This is a genomic window from Lyngbya sp. CCY1209, assembly GCF_055795065.1.
This window is the reverse complement of the sequence record NZ_JAYFER010000596.1, coordinates 1-24932: the sequence shown is the minus strand read 5'-3', so window position 1 is coordinate 24932 and position 24932 is coordinate 1. Positions and strand designations below refer to the sequence as shown.

The 24932-nt window shown below is 55.5% G+C and carries 28 protein-coding genes; 12 read left to right on the top strand and 16 right to left on the bottom strand.

What is annotated here, in order from left to right:
- Nucleotides 1–94: 94 nt before the first annotated feature.
- Together AC0QHF_RS22170 and AC0QHF_RS22165 are read left to right on the top strand one after the other, a co-directional pair.
- Complete coding sequence (locus tag AC0QHF_RS22170) at nt 95–739, top strand: histidine phosphatase family protein (protein WP_324706429.1); 645 nt, start codon at nt 95–97, stop codon at nt 737–739.
- A 62-nt stretch (nt 740–801) separates the two neighbouring features.
- Complete coding sequence (locus tag AC0QHF_RS22165) at nt 802–1566, top strand: YebC/PmpR family DNA-binding transcriptional regulator (RefSeq protein ID WP_324706428.1); 765 nt, start codon at nt 802–804, stop codon at nt 1564–1566.
- Here AC0QHF_RS22165 and AC0QHF_RS22160 read toward each other — a convergent pair.
- Nucleotides 1545–1865: a hypothetical protein gene (locus AC0QHF_RS22160; RefSeq protein ID WP_324706427.1), complete on the bottom strand. Its 321-nt coding sequence runs from the start codon at nt 1863–1865 to the stop codon at nt 1545–1547. The two genes, AC0QHF_RS22165 and AC0QHF_RS22160, sit on opposite strands and share 22 nt — an antisense overlap.
- A 44-nt stretch (nt 1866–1909) precedes the next feature.
- Here AC0QHF_RS22160 and AC0QHF_RS22155 point away from each other — a divergent pair, with 44 nt between their 5' ends.
- The gene (locus tag AC0QHF_RS22155) at nt 1910–2866 is read left to right on the top strand and encodes a retropepsin-like aspartic protease family protein (RefSeq protein WP_324706426.1); all 957 of its coding nucleotides are present in this window, start codon (nt 1910–1912) and stop codon (nt 2864–2866) included.
- A 259-nt stretch (nt 2867–3125) separates the two neighbouring features.
- Here AC0QHF_RS22155 and AC0QHF_RS22150 read toward each other — a convergent pair whose 3' ends face one another.
- Both AC0QHF_RS22150 and rlmD read right to left on the bottom strand, forming a co-directional pair.
- Nucleotides 3126–3713, bottom strand: a complete 588-nt coding sequence (locus AC0QHF_RS22150) for a Uma2 family endonuclease (RefSeq protein ID WP_324706425.1) — start codon at nt 3711–3713, stop codon at nt 3126–3128.
- 11 nt (nt 3714–3724) lie between these two features.
- Nucleotides 3725–5116 carry a 23S rRNA (uracil(1939)-C(5))-methyltransferase RlmD gene (gene rlmD, locus AC0QHF_RS22145; RefSeq protein ID WP_324706424.1) on the bottom strand — a complete coding sequence of 464 codons (1392 nt, stop codon included), beginning with the start codon at nt 5114–5116 and terminating at the stop codon, nt 3725–3727.
- 168 nt (nt 5117–5284) lie between these two features.
- Between rlmD and AC0QHF_RS22140 the strand changes: the two genes are divergently transcribed.
- The 3 genes from AC0QHF_RS22140 to AC0QHF_RS22130 all read left to right on the top strand — a co-directional run bounded on the left by AC0QHF_RS22140 (nt 5285) and on the right by AC0QHF_RS22130 (nt 7332).
- Nucleotides 5285–5770 carry an allophycocyanin subunit alpha-B gene (locus tag AC0QHF_RS22140; protein ID WP_324706423.1) on the top strand — a complete coding sequence of 162 codons (486 nt, stop codon included), beginning with the start codon at nt 5285–5287 and terminating at the stop codon, nt 5768–5770.
- Nucleotides 5771–5848: 78 nt separating this feature from the next.
- Nucleotides 5849–6568, top strand: coding sequence for a PQQ-binding-like beta-propeller repeat protein (locus tag AC0QHF_RS22135; protein WP_324706422.1), 720 nt, complete (start codon nt 5849–5851; stop codon nt 6566–6568).
- A gap of 350 nt (nt 6569–6918) precedes the next feature.
- Nucleotides 6919–7332, top strand: coding sequence for a DUF4278 domain-containing protein (locus AC0QHF_RS22130; RefSeq protein WP_324706421.1), 414 nt, complete (start codon nt 6919–6921; stop codon nt 7330–7332).
- 195 nt (nt 7333–7527) lie between these two features.
- Here the strand turns inward: AC0QHF_RS22130 and AC0QHF_RS22125 are convergent, their stop codons facing one another.
- Nucleotides 7528–8061 carry a ribonuclease III domain-containing protein gene (locus AC0QHF_RS22125; RefSeq protein WP_324706420.1) on the bottom strand — a complete coding sequence of 178 codons (534 nt, stop codon included), beginning with the start codon at nt 8059–8061 and terminating at the stop codon, nt 7528–7530.
- Nucleotides 8062–8258: 197 nt separating this feature from the next.
- Here AC0QHF_RS22125 and fghA point away from each other — a divergent pair, with 197 nt between their 5' ends.
- Nucleotides 8259–9113, top strand: coding sequence for an S-formylglutathione hydrolase (fghA, locus tag AC0QHF_RS22120; protein ID WP_324706419.1), 855 nt, complete (start codon nt 8259–8261; stop codon nt 9111–9113).
- 96 nt (nt 9114–9209) lie between these two features.
- On the opposite strand, the gene AC0QHF_RS22115 is transcribed toward fghA, so the two are convergent.
- The 4 genes from AC0QHF_RS22115 to AC0QHF_RS22100 all read right to left on the bottom strand — a co-directional run bounded on the left by AC0QHF_RS22115 (nt 9210) and on the right by AC0QHF_RS22100 (nt 16507).
- Nucleotides 9210–10319, bottom strand: a complete 1110-nt coding sequence (locus tag AC0QHF_RS22115) for a hybrid sensor histidine kinase/response regulator (RefSeq protein ID WP_324706418.1) — start codon at nt 10317–10319, stop codon at nt 9210–9212.
- Nucleotides 10320–10443: 124 nt separating this feature from the next.
- Entirely contained in the window at nt 10444–11550 is a 1107-nt protein-coding gene (locus tag AC0QHF_RS22110) for a hybrid sensor histidine kinase/response regulator (RefSeq protein WP_324706417.1), read from the bottom strand.
- Between the two features lie 14 nt (nt 11551–11564).
- Entirely contained in the window at nt 11565–11726 is a 162-nt protein-coding gene (locus AC0QHF_RS22105) for a hypothetical protein (protein ID WP_324706416.1), read from the bottom strand.
- Nucleotides 11727–12013: 287 nt separating this feature from the next.
- On the bottom strand, nt 12014–16507 hold the full coding sequence (locus tag AC0QHF_RS22100; RefSeq protein ID WP_324706415.1) for a PAS domain S-box protein: 4494 nt from the start codon (nt 16505–16507) through the stop codon (nt 12014–12016).
- Between the two features lie 474 nt (nt 16508–16981).
- On the opposite strand from AC0QHF_RS22100, the gene AC0QHF_RS22095 reads away from it, so the two are divergent.
- On the top strand, nt 16982–17302 hold the full coding sequence (locus AC0QHF_RS22095) for a hypothetical protein (protein ID WP_324706414.1): 321 nt from the start codon (nt 16982–16984) through the stop codon (nt 17300–17302).
- Nucleotides 17303–17582: 280 nt separating this feature from the next.
- Here AC0QHF_RS22095 and AC0QHF_RS22090 read toward each other — a convergent pair whose 3' ends face one another.
- From AC0QHF_RS22090 to AC0QHF_RS22055, 8 genes are all read right to left on the bottom strand, one after another.
- A complete protein-coding gene (locus tag AC0QHF_RS22090; protein ID WP_324706413.1) occupies nt 17583–18221 on the bottom strand; it encodes an SH3 domain-containing protein in 639 nt (212 codons plus the stop codon).
- A gap of 178 nt (nt 18222–18399) precedes the next feature.
- Complete coding sequence (gene pheS / locus AC0QHF_RS22085; protein ID WP_324706412.1) at nt 18400–19401, bottom strand: phenylalanine--tRNA ligase subunit alpha; 1002 nt, start codon at nt 19399–19401, stop codon at nt 18400–18402.
- Nucleotides 19402–19608: 207 nt separating this feature from the next.
- Nucleotides 19609–20079 (bottom strand): PIN domain-containing protein, encoded by a 471-nt coding sequence (locus AC0QHF_RS22080; protein WP_324706411.1) that lies wholly within the window; start codon nt 20077–20079, stop codon nt 19609–19611.
- The gene (locus tag AC0QHF_RS22075) at nt 20076–20339 is read right to left on the bottom strand and encodes a UPF0175 family protein (RefSeq protein ID WP_324706410.1); all 264 of its coding nucleotides are present in this window, start codon (nt 20337–20339) and stop codon (nt 20076–20078) included. Before AC0QHF_RS22075 ends, AC0QHF_RS22080 begins: the two co-directional genes overlap by 4 nt.
- Before the next feature lie 128 nt (nt 20340–20467).
- Nucleotides 20468–20920 (bottom strand): type II toxin-antitoxin system VapC family toxin, encoded by a 453-nt coding sequence (locus AC0QHF_RS22070; protein ID WP_324706409.1) that lies wholly within the window; start codon nt 20918–20920, stop codon nt 20468–20470.
- Complete coding sequence (locus AC0QHF_RS22065; RefSeq protein WP_324706408.1) at nt 20920–21177, bottom strand: hypothetical protein; 258 nt, start codon at nt 21175–21177, stop codon at nt 20920–20922. The genes AC0QHF_RS22070 and AC0QHF_RS22065 overlap by 1 nt, the downstream gene beginning before the upstream one ends.
- A 131-nt stretch (nt 21178–21308) precedes the next feature.
- Nucleotides 21309–21566: a hypothetical protein gene (locus AC0QHF_RS22060; protein WP_324706407.1), complete on the bottom strand. Its 258-nt coding sequence runs from the start codon at nt 21564–21566 to the stop codon at nt 21309–21311.
- A 9-nt stretch (nt 21567–21575) separates the two neighbouring features.
- The gene (locus tag AC0QHF_RS22055; protein WP_324706406.1) at nt 21576–21917 is read right to left on the bottom strand and encodes a hypothetical protein; all 342 of its coding nucleotides are present in this window, start codon (nt 21915–21917) and stop codon (nt 21576–21578) included.
- 146 nt (nt 21918–22063) lie between these two features.
- Between AC0QHF_RS22055 and AC0QHF_RS22050 the strand changes: the two genes are divergently transcribed.
- The 4 genes from AC0QHF_RS22050 to AC0QHF_RS22035 all read left to right on the top strand — a co-directional run bounded on the left by AC0QHF_RS22050 (nt 22064) and on the right by AC0QHF_RS22035 (nt 24771).
- Complete coding sequence (locus tag AC0QHF_RS22050; RefSeq protein WP_324706405.1) at nt 22064–22255, top strand: hypothetical protein; 192 nt, start codon at nt 22064–22066, stop codon at nt 22253–22255.
- Nucleotides 22256–22444: 189 nt separating this feature from the next.
- Nucleotides 22445–22648: a hypothetical protein gene (locus AC0QHF_RS22045; RefSeq protein WP_324706404.1), complete on the top strand. Its 204-nt coding sequence runs from the start codon at nt 22445–22447 to the stop codon at nt 22646–22648.
- A gap of 964 nt (nt 22649–23612) precedes the next feature.
- Nucleotides 23613–24227 (top strand): RNA polymerase sigma factor, encoded by a 615-nt coding sequence (locus AC0QHF_RS22040; protein ID WP_375341457.1) that lies wholly within the window; start codon nt 23613–23615, stop codon nt 24225–24227.
- Nucleotides 24228–24366: 139 nt separating this feature from the next.
- Complete coding sequence (locus AC0QHF_RS22035; protein ID WP_324706402.1) at nt 24367–24771, top strand: hypothetical protein; 405 nt, start codon at nt 24367–24369, stop codon at nt 24769–24771.
- Nucleotides 24772–24932: the final 161 nt, after the last annotated feature.

Sequence of the window (24932 nt, the reverse complement as noted above, 5' to 3'; positions counted from 1 at the left end):
GCCGTGTGAGGTGAAAGTCTCATGCACGGTTCTGAATGGGAGGGGGAGATGGTAACATCTCTCTCGACCCCTAATTTTACTTTCCTGCCGCGCCATGACTCAAACCGTATGGATCGCCCGACACGGAAACCGAATTGACTTCGTGAATCCCGAGTGGTTCAACACCGCAGAACGGCGCTACGATCCCCACCTGTCCCCGGACGGCCGAGTGCAGGCCCGACAACTGGCCGATCGCCTCGCCGGAGAGAACATCACCCACATTTTCGCCTCGCCCTTCCTGCGGACCGTCGAAACCGCCGACGCGGTGGCGGAAGTGCTCGATCTGCCGCTGCAATTGGACTGGGGTCTGGCGGAGTGGCTGAACCCCGAATGGATGTCGGAAATGCCGGAAACCCTCTCCGTCGAGCACCTGAGTGCCAAATTTCCCCGCATTGACCCCACCTACACGGGGGGAAAGGCCTACTATCCCGAAACCTGGCCCGCCTGCCTGAAGCGGACGGGGGAGACGGCTAAACGTCTGGTGAAAGCCTATCCCGAGGATAACTTGCTGTTCGTCGGCCACGGGGCCTCGGTGTTGGGGACGGCGATGGGGCTGATCCCCACCCTGCGGGAAACGGACGTCCACGCCAGCCTGTGCTGTCTGGTGAAGTTGGTGAAGGAGTCGGGGGAGTGGGTGATGGAACTCAACGGCGACACCTCCCACCTCGACGAAACGGAGGAAGTCGTCCGCTTCAACTGAGACGGAAGCCCAACTCGATCGCGGACGGCTAAAATAGAGAGTTGCTGTCACGATCTGTGGGTATGGCCGGACATAGTAAGTGGGCGAATATCAAGCGCCAGAAAGCTCGGGTTGATGCCGTCAAGGGCAAGGTTTTTACCAAAATTTCTCGGGAGATCATCGTCGCGGCCCGCCAGGGCGCCGATCCGGCGGGTAACTTCCAGTTGCGGACTGCGATCGACAAGGCGAAGGCGGCGGGTATCCCCAACGACAACATCGAACGGGCGATCGCCAAGGGTTCGGGGACCTTTTCGGACGGGGCACCGCTGGAGTCGATCCGCTACGAGGGTTACGGTGTCGGCGGCGTGGCGGTGCTGATCGAGGGACTGACGGACAACCGCAACCGGACGGCGGCGGACCTGCGGGCGGCGTTCAGCAAAAACGGCGGCAACCTGGGGGAGACGGGTTGCGTGAGTTGGATGTTTGAACAGAAAGGGGTGGTGACGTTGGAAGGACCCCTGGACGAGGAGAAGTTGCTGGAAGCCTCGGTGGAGGGGGAGGCGGAGTCTTACGAGTTGACCCCCGTCAACGATACGGACGGGGCGGAAGTGTTTACGGCGGTGGAAAATTTGGAGCACCTCAACCAAGTTTTGGGCGATCGCGGCTTCCGGGTGGTGGAGGCTGAACAGCGTTGGATTCCCGGCAATACCATCGAAATTGACGACTCAGAAAAGGCGCGATCGCTGATGAAGTTGATGAACGCTTTGGACGATTTGGACGACGTGCAGAACGTCACCGCCAATTTCGAGATGTCGGACCGCTGCTATCAAGAATTGTACGAAAGTTGAGGCGGAATCTGGGGGGAATCTGGGGGGAATCTGGGGGGAGTCTGGGGCAACCCTATCATGTGGCCCCCACGGATAATAATCAATAATAATTGAGAGCGATCGTAGGGGCAGGCCTCCGCGCCTGCCGTCCCCACTAGAAAGGCTGCCGTCCCCACTAGAAAGGCTGCCGTCCCCACTAGAAAGGCTGCCGTCCCCACTAGAAAGGCTGTCGCCCCCACTAGAAAGGCTGCCGCCCCCACTAGAAAGGCTGCCGTCCCCACTAGAAAGGCTGCCGTCCCCACCGGATCAAGAATTATCATTTAACCCCACACCCCACCGAGCACACCCCACACCCCAATTAACAATGCGCCTTCATCATTATTTCATCCCAATACTCGGTATTTTCTCCCTCGGCGCCGCCGCTTTGGGCGCGATCGTGCAGTTGCAGGGGTTGAACCTTCCCTACCCCGAAACAAGGGGAAAAACCACAGTTCCGCTGTCGCCGCTGGCGGGGGGGCGGGTGTTCGCCGTCGATGTGAAAGTGGGGGAAACGAGGGGGCCGTTTTTGTTGGATACGGGCGCCTCGACGACGATGGTGGCGACACCTCTGGTGGAGGAATTGGGACTGGTGGGGGAGGCGATACCGGGCGATCGCGTCAATTCTGCGGTGGCGGGGGATGAGTGTCCGGAAATGAACGCCACCCTCCACCGCCTCCCGCCGATGGAATTGGGGGAGGTGGAAATAACGGAATTGCAGGGGTTGGAATTTGAGGCGGCGGTGATTCCCGACGACTTGTCGGGGGTTTTGGGAATGGATGTTTTGGGGGAATTCGACGTGGAAATCGATTCCAAAAATCGGGAATTGCGATTGCTTCCCCCTTCCGAATTGCCCCCGGAATTATCGTCCGAGGCGATACCGCTGCGAAATCGGTTGGGGGTGATGGTGGCGTCCGTGGCGATCGCGGATCAGGGTTCGTTTTCGTTCATGTTGGATACCGGGGCGGAAACCATTTTTATTTCCGAAGAGTTGGCGAACCGCATTCCCATCGACCCCGCCTCCCGTTCGGACGTGCAAGTTTTGGGGTTTTGCGGGTTGGAAATGGCGACGCGATCGACTCTCTCCACGGTGCGTCTCGGTCCGCGAAAATTGAACAATGTGGAAGCGGTAATTTTATCCTCGCCGTCGGTTTTAGATCTGCTGGAAGTCGATGGAATTATCGGACAAAACTTTTTGGGCGAGTACCGGCAATATTGGCGGTTCGACACGGTGCGATCGCGATCGGAAAAGTGGGGCGGCAGTTTGCTGTTGAATGAGTTCTGACATCCAATCCGATTCCGGAAATTTTCAAGTCAATGAGGTACGAAGATTGACTCAAAGTCCCCTTTTTAAGGGGAATTTAGGGGGATCGAAGAGGTCTGCCAGCCGACTCAAAGTCCCCCTTTTCAAGGGGGATTTAGGGGGATCGAAGAGGTCTGCCAGCCGACTCAAAGTCCCCATCCCCCCCTACCCCCCCTTTGTAAGGGGGGAGATCAAGGGGGATAATGGGGGATCGAACCGTATCACAGCAGATCGACAACTGCTATAATTTCGCCGCCAAAATCTGAGTCGCTGTCAATTCCAGATCGGGAAATGTCGGGGACTCGACGCGATCGCTCTCCCGAAATTCACTCAGATCGTACAATTGATGATCCAAGGTACAAATTGTTACTTTCTCTTCCAACGGATCGACGATCCAATATTCCGGGATATCCAGGACTCCGTATTCCGAACGCTTGGAACGATAATCGTCAATTTTGGTCGAAGAACTCACAACTTCAACCACCAGGAAAGGCGGGGGTTCGTTGAAATCGATGACGGCTTCGCGATCGCTCATTTCCTCCCACTGTTCCTGAGACAAAACGGTGACATCAGGAATGCGGGACGTATCCCACCGCCGCCCCCGTGGAGAGCGAATCCCCACCAAACCGGGCAGCACCACCCAAGGCTGTCCCGATGCCGATACGGCACTCTCAAACTGAAGGGATAAAAAGCGAATGATCGCACCATGTTTTCCAGTTCCCAAACTCATCGGCAACAGTTCCCCATCGACGAGTTCGTAGCGGGTATCCGTTCCGTCGTCATATTTCAAATAGTCCTCAAACGTGATTTTTTGAGTGGCAACAGACATCGAAAAATCTCCTATTGATCCTCGCAAAGACTCAGAAACGCCGCACATTCGACGTGGGACGTTTGGGGAAAAAAATCGGCGGGCTGTACCCGCGTGATTCGGTAAATCCCCCCCTCGCAGAGCAGTTTGAGATCCCGCGAAAACGTGACCGGGCGGCAACTGATATAAACGATGCGTTGGGGTCGAATTGAACGCAGGGTTTCCACGGTGGCGCGATCGCATCCCTTCCGGGGCGGATCAAGCAACACCACATCGGGTTTCAGTTCCAATTTGGGGAGCAATTTCTGCACCGTCCCTGCCCGAAATGAGACGTGGTTGATATCGTTCAAATCGGCATTGAACCGGGCCTGTTCCACCGCCGTCTGTTGAAACTCCAACCCGATCGCCCGGATATCATTTTCTCCCGTTTGGGACCGCAACTGTTTCGCCAGCGGCAGGGTAAACGTGCCGATGCCACAGTAGGCATCCACCAGGGTTTCATCCCCCTGCAAATCCAATTCCTCCGAAATCGCCGACAGTAGGGTTTCGGCGGCTTCCGTATTGACCTGAAAAAACGTATCCGGCCCGAGGCGGAATTGCAGGCCCCCGAACAATTCTTTGAGATAGGGTTTTCCGGCCACGCCGCGGGTTTTCTGGCCGAAAATCGCGTTGGTGCGATCGCGGTTCACGTTCACACACACCCCCACCAGTTGCGGATACTCCTCCATCCACATCTGGGCCTGTTCCGCCAGTCCCGGCAGGTTCTCGTCCGCGGCAATCAGCGTCAGCAGCATTTCCCCCGTCCGGCGTCCGATCCGAAACGACAGGTGCCGCACGGTGCCCCGGTGTTGCCGTTCGTCGTACACCAGCCAGCCGCGATTTTGGATGTCCTGTTTAATATTCGCCAGCAGGGGATTCAAACGCTCGTCCTGCACCGGACATTGGTTGAGGTTGATGAGGCGGTGGGAACCCTTTTGATAATATCCCGCCCGCACCTGGCCCGTCGGGGAGAGCCGCAGGGGATAGGTGACTTTGTTGCGGTAGCCGAAGGGGGACGGGGAGGGCAGAACTTCGCCGACGGGGGGATCGGAAAAACCCCCCACCCGTTCCAAGGCACTGAGAACCAACTGCCGTTTCGCTGCCAATTGGCGGTCATACTCGATCTGCTGCCACTGACACCCCCCGCACTTGTCAGCCACGATGCAGGCGGGACGGACGCGGGAAGAGGAGGCTTCCAGAAGTTCGAGGAGTTTGCCCTCGGCGTATTTGGATTTCACCCGCACCAGCCGCACCGAAGCGCGATCGCCTGGGACCGTATCCGGGACGAAGACGACGTGATCGCCATACCGCCCCACCCCGTTTCCCCCTTCCGCCAGGTCGGTGATGGGGACTTCGATCTGTTGACCTTGTTTCCAAGCACTCATAAAATGTTACAAATGATGACTGTTATGTTGGGGACGCGAATGCCTCATTTTTCGCCCGTCCCCGGCTCTCACGCCCCCCCATTCGGAGCATTAAGCGTTTTGACCCTTGGTTTGTGTGGCACCGAATCGCTAAACTACTTAATGTTATCTTGATCTCTTTCAAAACTGATGACCGTAGTAAGCCAAGTTATTCTCAAAGCGGACGACGAACTCCGCTATCCCAGCACCGGCGAACTCAAAAGCATTAGCGAGTTCTTGCAAACCGGCGAACAGCGGGTTCGGATCGTCAATACCCTGACCGAAAACGAAAAAAAGATTGTCGATCGCGCCAGCAGCCAACTGTGGAAAAAGCGTCCCGACTTTATCGCCCCCGGCGGTAACGCCGCCGGACAGCGGGAGCGATCGCTGTGCCTGCGGGATTACGGCTGGTATCTGCGCCTGATCACCTACGGCATCCTCTCGGGGGACAAAGATCCCATCGAAAGCATCGGCCTGATCGGCGTCAAAGAGATGTACAACTCTCTCGGCGTCCCCATGCCGGGAATGGTGGAGGCGATTCGCTGTCTCAAAGAGGCTTCTCTGGGCCTCCTCGACGACGAAGACGCTCGGGAAGCGGCCCCCTACTTCGACTTTATTATCCAAGCCATGTCATAAACGCCCGGTCAACTGGTCTCTAACACAATCCCGCCCGACGATTTCGTTCCGGGGCGGGGTTTTTCTTCAGACTTGAAAATGGGAAAACCGGTTTCCCGCCCCCGGTTTGTCCGGAGTGGGCGGCTTCCGGTGCGGATCGATCTGGAAGATTTTGCGATCGCAAAGGAGTGTATCAAATCCATGAGTATCAATTACGCGGATATCAACTGGGAACATATCGGCCACGCGAATTATGTGGTGGCGATGACGGCCTGGGAGGGCGCCCTGTACGCGGCGACCCGGGAGGACAAGTTGTGGATTCGGGTGGCGGTTCCGGGGGACGTCCACTGGCAGGCGATCGGCCACGCCAACGACGTGGTGGGGATGGCCGCTTCCGAGAAGAAATTGTTTGCCGCCACTAAGGACGGCCGGTTGTGGGTGCGCGAACCGGTGGCGGAGGACGCCAAGTGGGACAAAATCGGCCGCGCCAACACTGTGGCGGCGATGACGGCTTGGGACGGAAAACTCTACGCCGTCACCTCGGACAATAAGCTGTGGGTGCGGGATGCCAACCTCGAGGATCTCGACTGGCAGGCGATCGGCCGCGCCAACGGCGTGGTGGGACTGGCCGCCGCGGATGGAAAACTCTACGCCGCCACCTCGGACAATAAGTTGTGGGTGCGGGAAGCCAACCTGGAGGATCTCACCTGGGAGGCGATCGGCCACGCCAACGATGTGGTGGCGATGGCGGCTTGGGAGGAGAAGTTGTTCGCCGCCACGGCGGACAATCGCCTGTGGATGCGTCCGGCTTTTGTATAGGGAGTGGGGAGTCGGGAGTGGGGAGTCGGGAATTGAATTGAATTGATCATTATAGCGCGGCGCGCGGTCTTCGGTCTTCAGTCTTCGGGAGTCGGGGGTGGGGAAAATGAAAAATGACCGTTTCCCTATTCCCATTCCCTATTCCCCATTCCCTATTCTCTATTAAAAAACGTGTGGCGCTATATATCTTTCGATAGATTGAAAAACCTTGAGGTTCTGATCAACCCGTTAACCCGGGCTTTTTTATGTAAATTTTTATGAAAAAGTGGGGATTAGCAGAAAAAAATGTAACAATAGATACAGAATAAAAGACAGAGCTTAAAAACCATTCCGCTTTAGGAGCAGCCGATATGAAACTCACCTACCGAGGTGCCAATTACAATCAAGAATTCAACCCCACCGATTTGGTCGAATCCGAACTGTCCGGGAAATATCGGGGACAAGATTTTCACTTCCAGTATCCCCGCCACATTCGGGTCCCCCAATCCCACGCCCATCTCAAGTATCGCGGCGTCCCCTACTGCACGGGCGAACCCAGAGATCGCACGAGCATGGCGGTGGCGGTGGCGATGACGGACGCCAAACCGGAAGCGCCGCCCACGGCGAGCGGGCAAACCTGCGCGATCGCGGAAGAGGAAGTGGCCAAAGTCCACTGCGCCAACCTCTACCGCATCCTCGAACGGCGCCAGCAAGCCGCCCGGGAACGGGGCGACATGAAATTGTTGCGGTTGCTCGAACAGGAAGCCCGACAGATGGTTTGCTAGGGCCGAAAATACTGGTTGAATTGAAATGGAGGTGCAAAGTTTGCACCTCCATTTTCGTGGCGGCACAAAAGCGATTTTCGAGCGTCGGGGGAAAATGGTAAGCGCGCGATCGGCTCTCAGATTTCAGCCATCAGTTTGCGGTCGATCGCCCGTCATTGAAAAGTTTCGGGGTTGTCGTGCGATAATTATCAATGATCAATTATCAATGATCAATTCTTCAACGAGAACCTCCATCAGGAGCGTATCGACGGCGGGAGCGAGGAAATGTTCGACCAGCCAGCTTTGGGTGACGGCGATATCGCGATCGCACTCCAGATACACCGCCCCGACGATCGCATCGAACAACTCCGCAAACATCCCGGCCCGGGCGATTTCGTGTTTCCAAACCGATTCGGTTCCCAGATGGGCGAGGTGCGGCAAGCCCATGTCCTCGGCGAAGGCCGATCGCGTGGCATTGTCGATCAGGTCGCTTTTGATCACCGTCAGGGTTTCGGGTTGCAGGTCGGGGAATCGACTGTAGAGGTAATTGGCGACCACCGCAGTCAACACCAGCGATCCGACGCGGGCGAGTCCGATATGTTCGAGCGATCGCAGTTGCTTCTCGGAAGCGGTCAAATCCGATTGTTCCGCGATCGCGTCGGGGTGATTGAGGGCAATTTCCAACAGTTCCTGGCGGTTAAAATCGGGGAGGCCGACCGCCTCCATCGCGGCTTTGGTATTGGCAATCATTTTGACAAAAATGGTACACAGACCCAACATTGACTACAGGCGATCACAGGTCGGTTACGGAGCAAAAAACGACTCGGCAATCCTAAAAGCATTTTGAGTTTCTCTCCCCCCGATCCCCCCATCGGCTACAATTAAGCTCGGTTCGCGATTTCCTGCCCAGACGCTTCGCGGACGCCGTTTGGTGTGTCCACAAACCCATGTCTTCCTTAAATACAATTAGTGAAAGTGTTTGTTTCGGGGGTACCGTCGGCTTTTACAGCCACGTCTCCTCCACCTGCAACAGCCGGATGCGGTTTTCCGTCTACCAGCCCCCCCAGGCGCGAATCCAGTCCGTCCCGGTTCTGTACTACCTCTCGGGCCTGACGTGTACCGAGGAAAATTTCATGGTCAAGGCCGGCGCCGAGCGTTGGGCCGCGAAATACGGGTTGATGCTCGTCGCCCCCGACACCAGCCCCCGCAACACCGACACGCCGGGAGAAGAGGAGGACTGGGATTTGGGAACCGGGGCGGGGTTTTACGTCGATGCCGTCCGGGAACCCTGGAACCGCCACTATCAGATGTACAGTTACGTCACCCGGGAGCTACCCGAGGCGATCGCGGCCCATTTTCCGGCCCGGGGCGACCGCCAGAGCATTTTCGGCCACTCGATGGGCGGCCACGGCGCCCTGGTTTGCGCCCTGCGGAATCCCCAACAATATTTATCGGTTTCGGCATTTGCCCCCGTTACCGCCCCGACGCGCTGCCCCTGGGGTCAAAAGGCTTTCACCTACTATTTGGGGAGCGATCGCGATCGGTGGCGGGACTACGATGCCAGCGAACTGGTTTTGCGGGGAGACTTCAACCGCCCCATCCTCATCGACGTGGGGACCGCCGATCCGTTCCTGGCTCAAAAGCAATTGCTGCCGGAAGTCTTCGAGCGCGCCTGTTCGGAAGTCGGACAGGTGCTCACCCTGCGGATGCAGCCCGGGTACGACCACAGCTACTTTTTCATCGCCACCTTCATCGAAGATCACATCCGCCACCACGCCGCCGCTCTGGTGGACGATGGGTAAGAGAAAGGGAGCCGAGGGAGCGGGGGAAGCGGAGGGAGCGGAGGAAGAACACAGATAGGATTTTCCTCCGGTCGCCTCCGGTCGCCCCTCCGCCCTCTATTGCGAATCGTCGGATGTCGCCAGGGGGAGTTTCGCCCAAACGGTGGTTCCTTCGTCGAGTTGACTCTCGATGGCCAACTCGCCGCCGTGCAACTCGACGATCCGCTTGGCGATGCTGAGTCCGAGTCCGGACCCCTGCTGTTCATAGAGTTTGCGCTCGAATTGCATATGGGCGCCGATGCCCTCGATCTGTTCCGGGGTCATCCCCCGACCGCGATCGCCCACCCGCAGCAGAAAACAACCCTCGCCGATGGAGCCCCGGACTTCGATGGGGGTGCCGGGTTCGGAAAATTTGCAGGCGTTGTCGATGAACTCTTCCACCAGTTTTTCCAGTTGGTTGGCGGCCATCTGCACTGCGGCGTCTTCGAGGTCGAGGTCGAGATCCGACTCCCGTTCCGAGAGTTTCGCCTGTCGGGTGGCGGCGGTGACGATCGCGGCTTTGGCATCTTTGACCCGGAGGCTTCTGAGCAACCGCACGCGATCGGCGTTGAGGCCGATAATTTCCAAATCCGCGTACAGCAGAAAATTCACGATCAGCCGGTGCAGGCGACGGCCGGCGGTGCGGATGTCTTCGAGGACTTCTCGGATCTCGGGGGGGTCGAACAGGTCCAGGTCCGAGAGCAGCAGTTCCGTGTTGCCGATGATGCCGTTGAGGGGGGTCCGCAGTTCGTGGGGGAGGGAGTGGGTGATGTTTTGCCGCAATTCCTCGATCTGCCGTCGGGACTGTTGTTTGACGAAGGACTGTTTTTCAAGGCGAGTAGCGATCGCCCGCAACAGTTCCTCCATCGAACAAGGTTTGGTCAGGTAGTCGTCCGCACCGAGATCCATCCCTTCTCGCAGGTCGTGGCGGTCGGCTTTGGCGGTCAGAAAGATAAACGGGATGGTGGCTGTGTCCAGTTGCGATCGCAATTCCTTCAACACCCCGAAGCCGTCCAACTTCGGCATCATCACGTCGCACAAAATCAGGTCGGGCAGGTGTTTCTTAGCCTGTTCCACCCCGACCCTTCCGTTCTCCGCTTCGAGCACGTCAAAGTCTTCAACTTCGAGCAACTCAACTAAATTCTCACGAATCGCCTCTTCATCTTCAATTACCAACACTTTAGTCATATAGCTTCTCGAATTGATATCATACGGGGTGGCTACAACCGGAAATACTCGGATCATTGACAACCATTATCTCACATCGCGATCGCCCGACAATGCCCCAAAATTGAAGATTCCTTAAAATTATTCAGCCCTCCGATGTCAGGGGCAAGGTGACGGTAAACGTCGTCCCCTTTCCCAATTCACTTTCCACGGCAATCTCACCCCGATGTAAGTCCACCACCTGCTTGACGATGGACAACCCCAATCCAGTCCCTTTGATTTGTCCCACATTGGACGCCCGTTCAAATGCTTGGAACAGTTTATCTTTATATTCCGGCGGAAAACCGATGCCACAGTCTTTGATCCGAAAAATAATCCGGTCTGCTTTACGGATGACATAAAAATTGATCGTCCCCCCATCCGGAGAATATTTGATAGCGTTGGATAATAAATTCTCAAAAGCGTGGCGGAGCAACTTTGCATCGAGGACGACCGGCCCATCAGTCGCCCCCCAACTTTTAAATTCCAGGTCGTGCTTTCCGTCAAGCTGAACCCGAAACTCTTCGATCAATTTTTCACAAAATTCGATCGCATTCAGGGGAACCGGGTTAAAATTCAATTTACCGGATTCTGACCGACTCAAAGTCAAAACATCTTCGAGGAGTTCGTTCATGTTTTTGACCGCCGCCTGAATCCGCTGGAAATGTTTCAGCTTTTTCTCGTAGGTGAGCTTGGATTCGTGGGTTTCCAAGAGATCGGCGGACATCTGAATGGAGGTGAGGGGAGTCCGCAAATCGTGGGAGGCGATAGATAACAGGCGGGACTTTTCCTCCCGCGATGCCTCCGCCAAATCTAGGGATTGTTTAACTTTCATCTGCTCTTGATATTTTCGCATCGCCATGCGGATAGTGGCGTGAACCTCCCGGTCTTTAAAGGGCTTTAAAATATATCCATAAGACCCCGTAAACTCCGCCCGTTCCAGGGTGCTGTCGTCGGCGTAAGCGGTCACATAAATCACCGGCGTACCGTATTTTTCATGAATTTTTGTCGCCGTTTCGATGCCATCCATATCGCCCTTAATCACGATATCCATCAACACTAAATCCGGCTTGTTTGCCTCGACCGCCTCCAGGGCTTTGTCGCCGGACGAGACGATATCGGCGACACCGTATCCCAACTTTTTGAGTTTGCGGGCCAAGCCTTTGGCAATCAGCAACTCGTCCTCTACAATCAAGATTGAAATTTCACTCATTTGACCAGACCCTCCTAATTGTGAATGAGTTGCGATCCACGAAGCCCATCCATCGCGACTTGTTCTGCGGTGGTGAAGCCGTTCGGACAGCTATCGGGCATGAAATTCGCCGGGGTCGAAAAATTGACGGTTCCACCGCCACTGCCGAGCCCGAAAAATCGGCAATCGATCGCCATAATTCTCGAAATCCGGGCGGTTCTAAACCGCCACCGGAAGCCCCGCAGTTGGGTGATAGATCTCGATTTTTACCTCTAGAATTAAGATACATTTCCTGGATATTTTAAAATGTCTGGGCAATGAACCGGATCTGATATAAAATGAGATATCCGACATGATTTGTGTCGAATATTTCCCCCCCCAAACGGTGGCGAAGCCATCTTCAAGCGGAGGATCTCCCTCTCAATTGGGATAGCCGTTCGGAACCCACCCTCTGATTGTATTATAGGTCCCGATCCGCGACCGCTCAATACCGCTGCCGGTAGCGCAACTCCGAGAACGTCAGCTTAAATGCGGTTCCCTCCCTCACCTCCAACAGTTCCAAGGTCCCTTCGATCTGATCAGTCAGAGTCCAGATCAATTCCATCCCCAAGGATTCGACATTGCGGATGTCGAGACCTTCCGGGAGGCCGACCCCATTATCCCGCACGATCAGGGTGATACTCCCGTGCCCGTCCCCGTGGAGTTCCAGGGACAATTTGCCGGGGCGCCCGTCGGCGAAGGCGTGTTTGAGGGCATTCGAGATCAACTCGTTGACGATGAGGCTGCAGGGGTTAGCCGTCTCCAAATTCAGTTCCACCGGGTCGATATCCAACTCCAACTCCACCGCGTGATTTTCCATGCTGTAGGAGTCGAACAGTTGGTCGGCCAAATCCTGGAGGTAGTCGCCAAAATTGATCCGGTCGAGGCCGGTGGACTGGTAGAGCTTTTCGTGAATCAGGGCCATCGACTGAATCCGCTGCTGGCTGTCCTCCAACAGTCGCGTCACCTCGGGATTGTCGGTGTAGTCGGACTGGAACTCCAGCAAATTCGAGACGACGAGCAGGTTATTTTTGACCCGGTGGTGGATTTCCTTGAGCAAAATTTCCTTTTCCTTGAGGGAGTCCATGAGTTGACTTTCGGCCTGTTTCCGCTCGATGGCGGTGGCGAGGACGTTGGCCGCACTCTGCAAGAAATGGACGTCCTCCTGGGTGAAGATCCGCTCCTCGTTGGCGTAGACCCCCAAAATCCCGTAGCGGGAATTTCGGCCATCGATGGGAATGCTGACGCCGCTCAGGTAAGGGTAGCGGTGAATTTGGGTAGAGCCGCCGCCGCCCTCCCGGGGAGACAATCCGCCATCGTGCGACATCGGCTCGGTTTGGGAGGAATTCGGCAAGATAAACGAATAGAGGTTCTGGCCCGCGATCGCCACCGTGAGCCGATCGGGTTCCGGAGTCCGAATTTCGAGCAATTTGCAATAGTCCACATTTAAACACCGGCTCACCTGTACCACCACCTCCTCGATCAGGGTGTAGAGGTCGATACCGGAGAGAGCCTTTTGCCCCAATTCGGCGACGATCGCCTGCTGGTAGGCTTTAGCAGCGATTTGCCCCTGGATCTTCTGGCGATCGGCAATTTCCCCCCGCAACTGTTTGTTCATGTCCTGCAGTTGAGCCGTCCGCTGTTCCACCAGCATTTCCAGCCGTTGATTGAGCTGCTGCAGGGACTGTTCAGCCGCCTTGCGTTCGCTGATATCCGTCAGGGTGCCGACAAATCCGACCACCTCATCGAAATCGTCCCGGTCCGGAACCGCCCGGGCGAAGACCCAGACCTCGCGGCCGTCGGGATGTCGGAACCGATATTCCGACTGGAAGGGCCGGTAATCCGCCAGAGTCTCCATCCACTCCCCGATCACACCGTCGCGGTCCTCCGGGTGGATGGCTTGTATCCAACCCCGTCCCAGAATATCTACAGCCGGCAGTCCCAGCAAATCGCAGCCGTGTTCGTTGATGTACACGCACTCCCCCCGGGCATCGGTGCGGAAAATGCCGACGGGGGAGATGTCCGTCAGGGTGGCGTAGCGGGCCTCGCTTTCCCGCAGGGCATCTTCCACCTGGCGGCGGTCGGTGATGTCTTCGGCCAGGCCGACGGTGCGATCGACGAGTCCCGCCCCGTCGAAGACCGGAAAGCTGCGGGTCCAGATCCAGCGTTCGGTGCCGTCGGGCCGGACGATGCGGTACTCTTGGTTGAACGGTTCGGCGATCGCGTGATTTTTAAATAACTCCCGGATGAACTCCCGCTCTTCGGGGTGGATGCTCTCGAACCACAAATCGGGATTTCGATAAATTTCTTCCCGGGAGATGCCCCAGATCGACTCGAAGGCGGGGCTGATGTAGGTCCACTCCCCCCCCTGGACCGGACAGATAAAAAACACCTCGCGGATGCTCTCCGCAAGTTGGCGAAACTGCCGTTCGCTCTCCCGCAGTTCCACTTCCGCCTGGCGGCGTTCCAGTTCGGAGGCGGCCCGGACGGCAAAAATTTGCAGGATTTCTTCCATGAACTGCAAATTGGAGGCGGGGCGGCACCCTAAAACCGCCACCACCCCCAACAGGCGATTTTGGGAGTCCGTCAGGGGCAACCCGAGGAAGCTCGACCCCCGCATTTGACGCATCAGGGAGTTGAGGGGAAAATCCTCTCGCAACCCTTCTGAATAGACGGTCGGGGTGGTTCCCGAACCGCCCTGATGGTTGACGAGGATTTCCCAGCACTGTGTCCGTTCCAGTTCGTATTCGAGGTTGGGGGCGATCGCGCCGTCGGCCCACAGGGCGATCGTCCGCATCCGGTCGGGTTCGGAAACCCACTCGCTGATGAAGGCACATTCCATCTGCAGGGTTTTGGCCAGGGATTGCACCAGGGATTGAAAAAAGGCTTCGCTGGTGCGGGTGGAAACCCCCAGGGCGAGATTTTTCAAGACCTGCTGCACCTGCTGGCGTTCGATCGCCGTGGCGATCAGGTTGGCGATCGCCTGCAGGAAGTTGAGGTCTTCCCGGTCGAAGGCTTGCGCTTCCCCGGCGTGGGCGCTCAACACCCCGAAGGGTTTGGGTTTTCCGGGGATGGGGACGCTGATGCTGCTGGCGATGCCGTGTCGGCGCAGGAAGGTTTCTTTGGTAAATCGGGGGTCTGTTTCCAGGTCGGCGACGAGGATCGGCTCCCCTTCGAGGAGGGTGTATCCGGCTAGGGAGGTGCGGTCGGGGGCGATCGCGACGGTCGAGCTGAGTGTCTCGGTTTCCCAGCCGACCCCGGCCCGCATGACGAATTGATTCCGCTCCGGGAGCAGTTCCACGATTTGGGCGAATTTCACCTTCAAAATCGAGGCCAGCGATCGCGCGGTTTCCTCGAACAGGGCGTCCAAGTCCGGGTCGGCGAGGGCCTGCTGGCTGAGGTGGGCCACGGTGTCCTGCTGGGTGACGCGATCGCGGAGTTCGGTTTCTGCGGCCTGCCGCCCCGTCACGTCTTGAATCAGGGAGAGGATCGACACCACGCGATCGGACTCGTCGCACAGCACCGAGTTGTACCACTCGCAGTGGAGGACATCGCCATCCTTGGTATAGTTGCGGTTGGTGCAGATATTGTAGGTCTCCCGGCCACTCACCAAGGCTTCGGCAACGATTCTCACCTGTTCGAGGTCTTCCTCGAACACCATCGGCCAGTCCCCCCAGTGACGCCCCACCACTTCCCGGGCCGTCCAGCCGAACATTTGCTCGGCCCGGCCCGACCAGTATTGAACCCGAAACTCTCGATCCCATTCGATCACGGCTAGGGGAGAGTTATCGACGTGGGAGCGGAGTTGCCGGTGGGCTTTTTGTAGTTCGAGGTCGGCTTGCTTCTGTTCGGCTAAGGTGCGGGTGAGGATTTGGTTGGTGGCTTGCAGTTCCCGGGTGCGCTCCCTCACCCGTTGCTCCAATTCCGAGGTCAGGTTTTGCAGCGCTTCTTCGGCCTGTTTGTAGGGGGTGATGTCCCGGGCGACCCAGGCCACGGACTCCTCGGAAAGGGGGGTGATGTTGGCGGAGAACCACAGGGTTTCGCCGCCGACGGCCAGGGAATATTCAAAGTTGAGGACGGGGCCGGTTTCGAGGGCTTCCCGTACCCTGGCAGTGAAGGGGTTGTCGGGGTCGGGGGGCGAAAACCGTTCCAGGGTTTCGGAGATGATTTTCGACGGATCTTGATGGGTGTCCGCCTCGGAAATACGGCGGGAGCGACCCGGGTGGGTGGGGGCGACTTGAATGGAGTTGACGCGAATATTGACGATTAAAATGATATCCGTCAGGGCTTCAAAAAAAGCCCGGATGTTGGGTTCGGACGATCGCAGTTTTTCTTCGATGAGGCGGATGATGTTGCGCTGGCCGATTTCTCCTTGCAGTCGTTGGTTTGTGGCTTGCAGTTGGGTTTTAAATTGCAGGAGTTGTTGCTGCAGGGGGGTGGGGTTCCCGGAAATTGGGGCGCGGGTGGCGGTTTCTGGCGAGTTGACAATTGGAGTTTTGGGGGGTCGGAGTTTCTCCAGGACGCGGGTTTGGGTGATGAGTCCCACGAGTCGCTCCCAGTCGTCTACGACCGGAAGATGGCGGATGTGGTGGGCCTGAAATTGCTCCAGGACGGTGGAAATATCTCGGTAGTCCGCGACTCGGAGCGTGACGGGGGATCGGGTCATGACTTCGGAAACTCTCAGGGTGTCCGACATTTCCCCGGCGCCGATGAGCCGCACCACGTCGCGCTCGGTCCACAGCCCCACGACCCGCCGTTCTTCGATCACCACGACGCAACTGCGGGGGGGCGCCGCGTCGCCTTCCCAAAGCTCCGAAGATTCTTGGCTCATCAGGGCGATGACCTGCAGGATCGATGTATTGGGGTCTACCGTCAGCGGCGATGGGTGGACGATCTCCGCCAAGGTGAGGCTGGGGTCGGGTTGGGAGTCTAATCGCATGGGGTCGAGAAGGATGGGAAGCGTGGACGGGTTCGGCTTGGGGCGCGATCGCTCAGTTGATGGGAACTCGGACGCGCATCGTGTTATTCTCCCACTGCCATCTTTAATAAGTGTAGCGAGTCGCGGCGGTCTTAGCTTGAAAACATTTTCCCCGGGGATCGGTGCGGCCACTGCGGATCGCCCCTTTTCGGGCTCTTCAGAACCCGATCGCGGCCTTTTCAACTCGGTCTTTTTGTTCTCCGCAGGAATTCACTTGAGAAACGGACAATCGCATTTTTCAAATACTGCCGACGCCGACCTTCAGTCCGGCGCGGGTCTCCTTTTCCCATTCCGGGTCAAAAAATTTCAACGATTGATTCATAAAACTAAATAAAAATATTGAGTTTTGATACAATTACTATATTTTAATAACGGATTCAAGTTTCGGCTTCAGCTATTATAAAATAAAGTAGCGAATTGGGTTTTGAGTCGATCATGAAACGTCAATACTTATCGTTCCTAGCCGGCCTGACCGTGGCGACGGGCGCGTCCCTCGGACTGCCCGCCCTCGCCGAAAGCTGGGTTTTTATGGGACAGGCTTCCACCGGAGAAGAAGTTTACGTCGATCGCGACAGTATTTCCTGGGGTAACGAAGGGTTGCGATTTATCTACAGCATCGGCAACGAAACCATTTACGCGATCGCCTACTGCGACTCTAACACCTGGTATGCCAGCGGGTACGACCAAGTCTATTCGCCCACCAGTACCGCCACCAGCGACATGATCGGTTACGTCTGCTCGATCGGCAATAACTAAGATTGCAAATTGAATGCCGGAAGAGAGTTGATCTCTAATTTTTGGGTGTATCTTTATTTTGACGGCGATCGCGATCGGTGACTGCCACCAGCTTCAAACTTTTGCCACATGAGCTCTTGCCGATTGCCTTTTCTCGAAGGATTGTGTAAATATTCAAACGGACTTGATATCAGAGCCCAAACCCTATCTATTGCCTCTTGCCACATGAGCTCTTGCCACATGAGCTCTTGCCTCTTGCCTTTTTGAAAGGAGTTGTCAATCACCGGATCTGATATCAACGTCAATACCGGCACATGATCAGGGTATTGGCAGAAATATACCCCGCCACCGGAGAGGTGATGCGAACCCAGTCGCGATTTTCCCCGTTGGGGTCCCGAATCAGGCGATAGTCCGCCGCCAGTTGCACCTGATCCCCGGAGGGTACGCCGCCCCGGCGGGCCGAAAATCGGGACGGGTCAGCCCGAACCACCACGCCCCGGGGAGCCGCCCGGCGATCGATCTGGCGGCAAAGGTTCCGGGCCGGCGGGCGGTCGTCCTCCGTCACATCCTCCGAACAGTCCGCCAAATTGCCCGACCCGCCAGGATAGCCGTTGGAGACGAACCCCCGCATCGGATAGGTAATTTCGATCCAACTGCGGCCGCCGGGGCCGCGAATGCCCTCGTAGTTGCGGACGAGGGTGACTTCTTGGGCGTAAGGAACTCCCCCCACCACGGGGGAATTGGGAGTGGGTCGGGAACGGACCACCAACCCCCGGCGTTCCGAGACGCGACGGCAGAGATCCGCCGTGGTTTGGGCGATCGCGCGATCGGACCCGAACCAACTGACGGGGGCATTTGACGACAGTTCCCCCGCCGCCACCGTCAAAAAAACCGCCGCCAACCCGGAGGCGACCCGTTTCCCAACATTCCAAATTTTCACCTTCACCACTCCTCAAAAAACCCACACAATTGTTATGGCGCTGCGCGTAGGGCAACGGGTGTAGGGTGTAGGGTGTAGGGTGTAGGGTGTAGGGGCAACCTTATACGGTTGCCGGTTCCCATCTCCCATTACCCATTACCCATTACCGACTCCCGACTCCCGACTCCCGACTCCCCATCTAAAATTGTCGCAGAAAGCGGAGATCGCTGGCGTAGACCCGCCGGATGTCATCCAACTGGTGCAACACCATTGCAAATCGTTCTACCCCGAACCCGGCGGCAAATCCGGTATATTTCTCCGGGTCATAACCCACCGCTTTCAAGACATTGGGATCGACCATGCCGCAGCCGAGCACCTCCAGCCATTTTCCCTGCCACTCCAAATCCACCTCGGCTGAAGGTTCAGTGAACGGAAAATAACTCGCCCGGAAGCGGATCGGCAGGTCCCCGAACATCTGCCGCAGAAATTCTTTGATCGTCCCTTTCAGGTCGGTGAAGCGCAGGTTTTCCCCCACCGCCAACAGTTCGAGTTGGTGGAAAACCGCCGCGTGGGTGGCGTCCACCGTATCCCGGCGGTAGACGCGGCCGGGGGCGACGATGCGGATGGGGGGTTGGTGCTGTTCCATGTAGCGGATTTGCACGGAGGAGGTGTGGGTCCGCAGTAGGTTGCCGTCCGGGAGGTAGAAGGTGTCCTGCATATCCCGGGCTGGGTGGTCGGGGGGCGTATTCAACGCCTCGAAATTGTAGTAGTCGCTTTCCATCTCCGGCCCGGTGGCGACGGTGTAACCCATGCCGACGAAGATATCCAGGGCGCGATCGATGACGGCGTTGAGGGGGTGAATCCGGCCTTGGGGGCGGTAGACTCCCGGCATGGTAACATCCAGGGTTTCCGCCTGCAATTGGGCTTCGAGTTGGGCGGCTTCCAAGGCGGTGCGGCGGCCGTCGAGGTCCCCTTGCAGGGCTTGTTTGACTTCGTTGGCCAGGGCGCCGATGCGGGGCCGATCGCCCGGGTCGAGTTTGCCCATCGCGCCGAGCACTTTGGAGAGTTTGCCCTTTTTGCCGAGGTAGTTGATCCGCAACTGTTCGAGTTGTTCGAGGGTTTCGCACGCGGCGATCGCACCCTCGGCTTCTTGGCGGACGTCTTCTATTTGAGTTTCTAAATCGCTGAGTTGGGTGGTCATAACTGAATCTTGGGCGTCGGCTGTGTGTGAGGCCAGCTTCGAGTGTACCACGCGGCAACAACTAACCGACTGCATTTCCCCGTTGTCGGGCTTTAGCCCCAGAGTCAAAGACGCTGGCATCGCAACAACTTGTAATAACCGTTTTTGGGATGAGAGTCCCCCAATGCGATCGAGTGCAGACCGTGGCTAGAGAAAGAAAATCATCTCTTATTCTTCCAAAAGCCGTTGCAGCAAACTCGGTGCGATCCAGAAACCAGCGGTTCTCAATTGTTCAAAGGATGCTGCCAAGTCGATTAAACCCGCTCTGGCGGCATCCTTCAAAATGCCCAGTAATCCAATAATTCTCAAACCCCGTGCCGAGGCTATCCGCCGAGCCGCTTTGTCATCGAGTATGACCCAATCTGCCCTGAGTTGTTCTGCCAGTAAAATTGCTTCTCGCTCCCCAGGATCGAGCGGTTCCAAAGCCGTATCCAAATCCACAGCAACGACACGAATTTCCAGCCATTCAGGAGGTTGCTTGATCCAGTCTTGGACGATTATAGGCGACCCGACAGCCTCCAGTTCATCACGGACTGTTTGAGGAATTATCACCGTCCCGTATAACTGTGGCAGTAAATCAATTTTGTCAATAAGTAACAGATAGCAAATTGGAGAAGTATCTGAAACAACACACGTCATATTTTCAACTCTCCCAGAGTCTCGATGTCCCGTTCCAGTTCCTCCTCGTCATAGTTTAAATAGACTCCCATCCGCTTTAAAAAGGCATGAGTTTCCAGTCTTGATGATAACTGGAGGATACGGCGAACTTCTGCGGTGCTGATTGTCCCACAGCGGTAAGCATCAGCTATAAATACCTCCAGCAACTTGCGCTGGAGGTCGCCCCCTTCTTCGCCCAATCTTCGCGCCACTTCGTCAGGAATTTCAATTGAAACTTGCATGATATTTGGAAAATACAAAATAAGTCATGAAAATGGATTTGCTATCAATTATAGCAAAAACTGCCATTTATTCAAAAGCGATCGCGCCCTTTTGTCTGCAATTATTATTTGCATTGTGACTCGATTTGTCATTCCGGAGGCGATCGCATCTCGCTCGGATGCACCGCCCTCACTTCACCGTATCGGGCAAAATCCCGGGTATTAAACGTCAAAATATCAGCCAATCCATGCACGATCATCGCCGCCACCAACCGGGCATCGTGAACGTTAACCCCCCTCACCCCATAAGTCGCCACCAACCGCTCCCACTCGGAATAAATTGTCGGCGTATCGGGTAAAAGTGAAAAAATCTCTTTTAACCGATTCACTTCCATCGCGGCTTCTGACGGCGTATGTCCCAATCCATTGGAACGGGTTGGGCGGGTGTAAACATTCCAAAACTCAATTAAATTTTGTGGAATGATACAAACATCTTCTTCCTGTTCGAGTAGAATATTGGTTGCCCTTACCGCATCGGTGTACATGGGATGGCTTGAGTCCGCACTCCGCAACAGAATATTGGTGTCGATCAAAAACGCCATCAACCCCTTTCCCCATAAATACTTTCTCGGCTAATCGCTTCATCAGATAGATGGGGCTGATTCGGCGGATGACTTTCGGCCCACTCCCGAAATGCTTTGGCTCGTTCTGCCGGGGTGGCGGTTTCGTGAAAAGGACGGGGCTTTTCTTCCGACACGGTATCCGGTAACGCTTGCAACTTTTCCTCCAAGAGCGATCGCTCCTCCGGCGTGAGAGAACCGACAATTTGAGCCAATGCTTCCACTAATTTGACGTTCATAATTCCTCCGTTTTGGTTTGCGATCGCTTTTTTATTAGATTTCATTATGTCTAGTTTAGCAGTAGTTTAGCAGTAGGGTTCGTTTGAAATAATACTCCGCAACAGAATATTGGTGTCGATCAAAAACGCCATCAACCCCTTTCCCCATAAATACTTTCCCGGCTAATCGCTTCATCAGATAGATGGGGCTGATTCGGCGGATGACTCTCAGCCCATTCCCGAAAGGCTTGAGCCCATTCTGCTGGGGTGGCGGTTTCGTGAAAAGGACGGGACTTCTCCTCCGACACGGTATCCGGTGATGCTTGCAACTTTTCCTCCAACAGCGATCGCTCCTCCGGCGTGAGAGAACCGACAATTCGCGCCAACGCTTCCACTAATTTAACGTTCATAATTCCTCCTTAATCTTCATGTTTACTCTCCAACAGGCGATCGCGATGTTGTTGTGATTCGCCCCTGGTTCGCGTCACCCACTCCTGAGCATCTTCTCCCACCAGTGAATAGGGAGCATTTCCAGCAATATCCAGCCACTTGCGCCGGGGCTTTCCGTGGGTGGAAGTCTGGCGTTTGACCAGCTCCGTTGCATGGCTAATCACCTGCAATTGTTCCTCTGGGTTCAGTTGCTCAATTTCCCGTAACACTTGCGCCAATAACGGACTCATTGCCCCAACCTCCTTTTCCTGCTGCGTCCAGTTTAACACCGATCGCAACAGTTGCGATCGCAGCCTTGCGATTCCTTTCAATAGGTGGGAGTATCGCCTTTTTATTGCCTCCACAATCGGATATCTGGTAAGTTGAGGATACGGAAATTTTAACCCTCCGAATTTCCGCCCCGATCGCCCCCCTCGACCGGGCTAATTCAACCGAACAATATTGGAGTCTTTCGACCGTGGTCAACCGCATCGATTTAGACAGTCCCATGCGGGCTGAATTCAACCTCCGCAAAGCCTTCGTCATCGACGCCTCGATCCAACTGTTGCCGACCTGGTTCGAGGGGTATCAAGTCGGAGAGGGGGCGTTTCGCCTCGAACACCGGGAAATTGCCTTTCCCGGCATGGAAATCGCCTATTTTTTCACCTAAAACACCTTCGCCGATCGCTATACTATCCCCGCCGGAGAAACCCATTTCGCCTTCCCCCTCTCTCCCCACCGTCCCACTCTATCTTGGGCTGGCCATGTCAACCCATCCATCCATGCGATCGCGGTTCACCGCAGTAACGTCGAATACATCTCAGTCCAGCCGCCGGGTTGGAGCGGTATCTATATTTGTATGAATGACGAACTTGTTGCGGCCCTGGACTTGCTGCCGGAAACCTTTTGGGAGGACAGCCGCGATCCGGAGCGGGCCGTTCTGGCCGTCGATCCGGGAGCGTCGGGCTCGGGCTTTCGTCCCCAAGGTCGGGGGGTCTATTCTCCGATGTCGATCTCCGTATTTTCACGGAGATTTTTTCCTCGGCATCCGAAAATTAAGTAATTTTCACGAAGACTTTACCCCTTCCAATCAGTTATAATAGAAATATTTACTTTAATTCAAGAAAAGATCTGACAAAATTTGAAAAAAGATCTGACAAAATTTGATAAATTTTGGGGTCGAATCATTTACAGTGAAATTGTCAGTAAATTATAAAGCGATCGCGGTTATCCCAGATTGATCGCACGCCTGGTCAAAAGGCTCTTTCGTCCAATGGAAATCGAGTTGAAATCCACAGCATCTATCCCCTTTAAAGTGACTTTATCCCGACCTTAAATAGAGTTATATGGCTAGTTTTAAGTGCGATCGCAATGGACACGCACATCGCCTGAACGTGAAAACACTATCCTGGAGCCCAACAATTATGATTCGTCGTTTTGCCACAATTACTCGCCACAGTCGCTCAAAAAAGTTGCGCGAATCGGATAGACATTCATCTGAAAAACAGACTATAGCAGTGTGAAATGATTCGTGAAAATTTGAGCGGCTCAAAGCCCCCAGTATTTGGGGTTTGGGGGCCAGACAATTTTACAAATGGCTGCACATTGCTATATATAGCAGTGTGAAATGATTCGTGAAAATTCGATCCGGTCAAAGCCCCCAGTATTGGGGGTTTGGGGGCCAGACAATTTTACAAATGGTTTCCGATTGCTATAGTTGTAAAAACGGCAAAATTAATTCGTCAAAAAAGAGTGATATTTTCTCTGTTGGGTGCAGAACGAGTGACATTTTCAGACGAATTTAGCTGTCAAACATAAGTTTTCAAACCGCGCCAAAAATGAATTTTAGGCGCGAAATATTTCCACATACCAGGGTGTCTATCTCCATCGCTTTATTGCATGGTCAACCCTCACAAGTAAGCGTGAAGAAATTGGATAGACACAATAGTAAACCTCAACTAACTGTAGAGTTTTGGCAACAATTTCAAGAGCATCAAAACTATCTCTACCGTTGCTGTCTGAAGCGAATGGGCAACCCCATAGAAGCCGAAGATGCCCTCGGTGCGGCACTGCTGAAAGCCCAAGAAAAACTGCAAAATCAAACCGAACCGATTCGGAATTGGAAGGGTTGGTTAGTTCAACTGACCTGGAATCACTGTACGGATCTCCTCAGACAGCGCGATCGCCACGCGGTGGCAGTTGAGGATGTGGAGGCGATCGCCCCATCGTCCGAATGGGCAAGTCCGGAACCCACGCCGGAACAGATTTGTGTCGGCTGGGAACTCGAAGAATTTTTAAATCGCGCCATCGAAGAATTGCCGCCGAAGCTGCGGGAAACCTTGATTCTCCACCTCAAAAAACAGCGATCTCCGAGTGAGATCGCAGCCGAACTCAACCTGTCCGCCGTCAACGTCCGCAAGCGCATTTCCCAAGCCCGGGCCATTTTGCGCGATCGCCTGGAAGCCTACCAAAGCGACGGCGACAGTCTGGCGAGGGAGTTCTGGAAGACGGCAAAACTGCGGGCCGTCCGTTTGGAACCGGAAACCGGCGCCGCCGGTAAACCCCGGAAAACGGCAACAAATGGGCGAGTTTCGGCTTCTCCCACGGCCACCGGGAAGCGGGGAGTTGAGATCCGGGCCTGAAACCGCCCCGGCTTCATCGGCTCAAAACCAGATCTGGAGAGGGATTGCATCTACCCGGGGAAATAAAAATTCACACATCACCCCCGCCAAACGTCTAATAAGTGAACCCGAAAAAACTCACTCTTGGAGTTCAACAATTATGATTCGTCGTTTAGTCGCCCTTACCAGTCTCGTCGTCCTGAGCACCTTCGGAATCTCCACCGCCGCCCGGGCCGGCGAGGGGGGCGTAGCCGGTTCCGCCGCCTTCACCGTTAACGGAACCGCCGTCACGGGGGTGGCCGTCTCCGCCGCCGTCGGTAAGGAATTTGCTGCAGCCCACTCTTTTAACTACGACGGCAGCAACGCCAACGGTTTGCAGAACTCTGCTTTTGCGATCGGTGCTGCGGGTGAAGTCGGTATAGTTGGTCTTGGCGACCCGGCGGGCTTCACCTTGGATGTGCTTGAAGATAGCGATCGCGCCACGGCCCAGGCCAACAACTTCACCGCCGGATACACCATTCAAATCGGAACCCAGTCCGGAAACACTTTGGTTGATGCTCCCTAGAACTGTGGCAGTGGGTTGGCTCGGACTATTTCTAGCCAACCGCTCCATTGGATTGACAGATTTATTGAATGTCGAGATAGACAAATATAGCAATCGGAAACCATTTGTAAAATTGTCTGGCCCCCAAACCCCCAATACTGGGGGCTTTGAGTCGATCAATT

Excerpts from the sequence above, each read along its gene's own strand:
- AC0QHF_RS22170 (WP_324706429.1), top strand. The coding sequence starts at position 95 with ATGACTCAAACCGTATGGATCGCCCGACACGGAAACCGAATTGACTTC.
- AC0QHF_RS22165 (WP_324706428.1), top strand. The coding sequence starts at position 802 with ATGGCCGGACATAGTAAGTGGGCGAATATCAAGCGCCAGAAAGCTCGG.
- AC0QHF_RS22160 (WP_324706427.1), bottom strand. The coding sequence starts at position 1,865 with ATGATAATTCTTGATCCGGTGGGGACGGCAGCCTTTCTAGTGGGGACG.
- AC0QHF_RS22155 (WP_324706426.1), top strand. The coding sequence starts at position 1,910 with ATGCGCCTTCATCATTATTTCATCCCAATACTCGGTATTTTCTCCCTC.
- AC0QHF_RS22150 (WP_324706425.1), bottom strand. The coding sequence starts at position 3,713 with ATGTCTGTTGCCACTCAAAAAATCACGTTTGAGGACTATTTGAAATAT.
- rlmD (WP_324706424.1), bottom strand. The coding sequence starts at position 5,116 with ATGAGTGCTTGGAAACAAGGTCAACAGATCGAAGTCCCCATCACCGAC.
- AC0QHF_RS22140 (WP_324706423.1), top strand. The coding sequence starts at position 5,285 with ATGACCGTAGTAAGCCAAGTTATTCTCAAAGCGGACGACGAACTCCGC.
- AC0QHF_RS22135 (WP_324706422.1), top strand. The coding sequence starts at position 5,849 with ATGGGAAAACCGGTTTCCCGCCCCCGGTTTGTCCGGAGTGGGCGGCTT.
- AC0QHF_RS22130 (WP_324706421.1), top strand. The coding sequence starts at position 6,919 with ATGAAACTCACCTACCGAGGTGCCAATTACAATCAAGAATTCAACCCC.
- AC0QHF_RS22125 (WP_324706420.1), bottom strand. The coding sequence starts at position 8,061 with ATGATTGCCAATACCAAAGCCGCGATGGAGGCGGTCGGCCTCCCCGAT.
- fghA (WP_324706419.1), top strand. The coding sequence starts at position 8,259 with ATGTCTTCCTTAAATACAATTAGTGAAAGTGTTTGTTTCGGGGGTACC.
- AC0QHF_RS22115 (WP_324706418.1), bottom strand. The coding sequence starts at position 10,319 with ATGACTAAAGTGTTGGTAATTGAAGATGAAGAGGCGATTCGTGAGAAT.
- AC0QHF_RS22110 (WP_324706417.1), bottom strand. The coding sequence starts at position 11,550 with ATGAGTGAAATTTCAATCTTGATTGTAGAGGACGAGTTGCTGATTGCC.
- AC0QHF_RS22105 (WP_324706416.1), bottom strand. The coding sequence starts at position 11,726 with ATGGCGATCGATTGCCGATTTTTCGGGCTCGGCAGTGGCGGTGGAACC.
- AC0QHF_RS22100 (WP_324706415.1), bottom strand. The coding sequence starts at position 16,507 with ATGCGATTAGACTCCCAACCCGACCCCAGCCTCACCTTGGCGGAGATC.
- AC0QHF_RS22095 (WP_324706414.1), top strand. The coding sequence starts at position 16,982 with ATGAAACGTCAATACTTATCGTTCCTAGCCGGCCTGACCGTGGCGACG.
- pheS (WP_324706412.1), bottom strand. The coding sequence starts at position 19,401 with ATGACCACCCAACTCAGCGATTTAGAAACTCAAATAGAAGACGTCCGC.
- AC0QHF_RS22080 (WP_324706411.1), bottom strand. The coding sequence starts at position 20,079 with ATGACGTGTGTTGTTTCAGATACTTCTCCAATTTGCTATCTGTTACTT.
- AC0QHF_RS22075 (WP_324706410.1), bottom strand. The coding sequence starts at position 20,339 with ATGCAAGTTTCAATTGAAATTCCTGACGAAGTGGCGCGAAGATTGGGC.
- AC0QHF_RS22070 (WP_324706409.1), bottom strand. The coding sequence starts at position 20,920 with ATGGCGTTTTTGATCGACACCAATATTCTGTTGCGGAGTGCGGACTCA.
- AC0QHF_RS22065 (WP_324706408.1), bottom strand. The coding sequence starts at position 21,177 with ATGAACGTCAAATTAGTGGAAGCATTGGCTCAAATTGTCGGTTCTCTC.
- AC0QHF_RS22060 (WP_324706407.1), bottom strand. The coding sequence starts at position 21,566 with ATGAACGTTAAATTAGTGGAAGCGTTGGCGCGAATTGTCGGTTCTCTC.
- AC0QHF_RS22045 (WP_324706404.1), top strand. The coding sequence starts at position 22,445 with ATGAATGACGAACTTGTTGCGGCCCTGGACTTGCTGCCGGAAACCTTT.
- AC0QHF_RS22040 (WP_375341457.1), top strand. The coding sequence starts at position 23,613 with ATGGGCAACCCCATAGAAGCCGAAGATGCCCTCGGTGCGGCACTGCTG.
- AC0QHF_RS22035 (WP_324706402.1), top strand. The coding sequence starts at position 24,367 with ATGATTCGTCGTTTAGTCGCCCTTACCAGTCTCGTCGTCCTGAGCACC.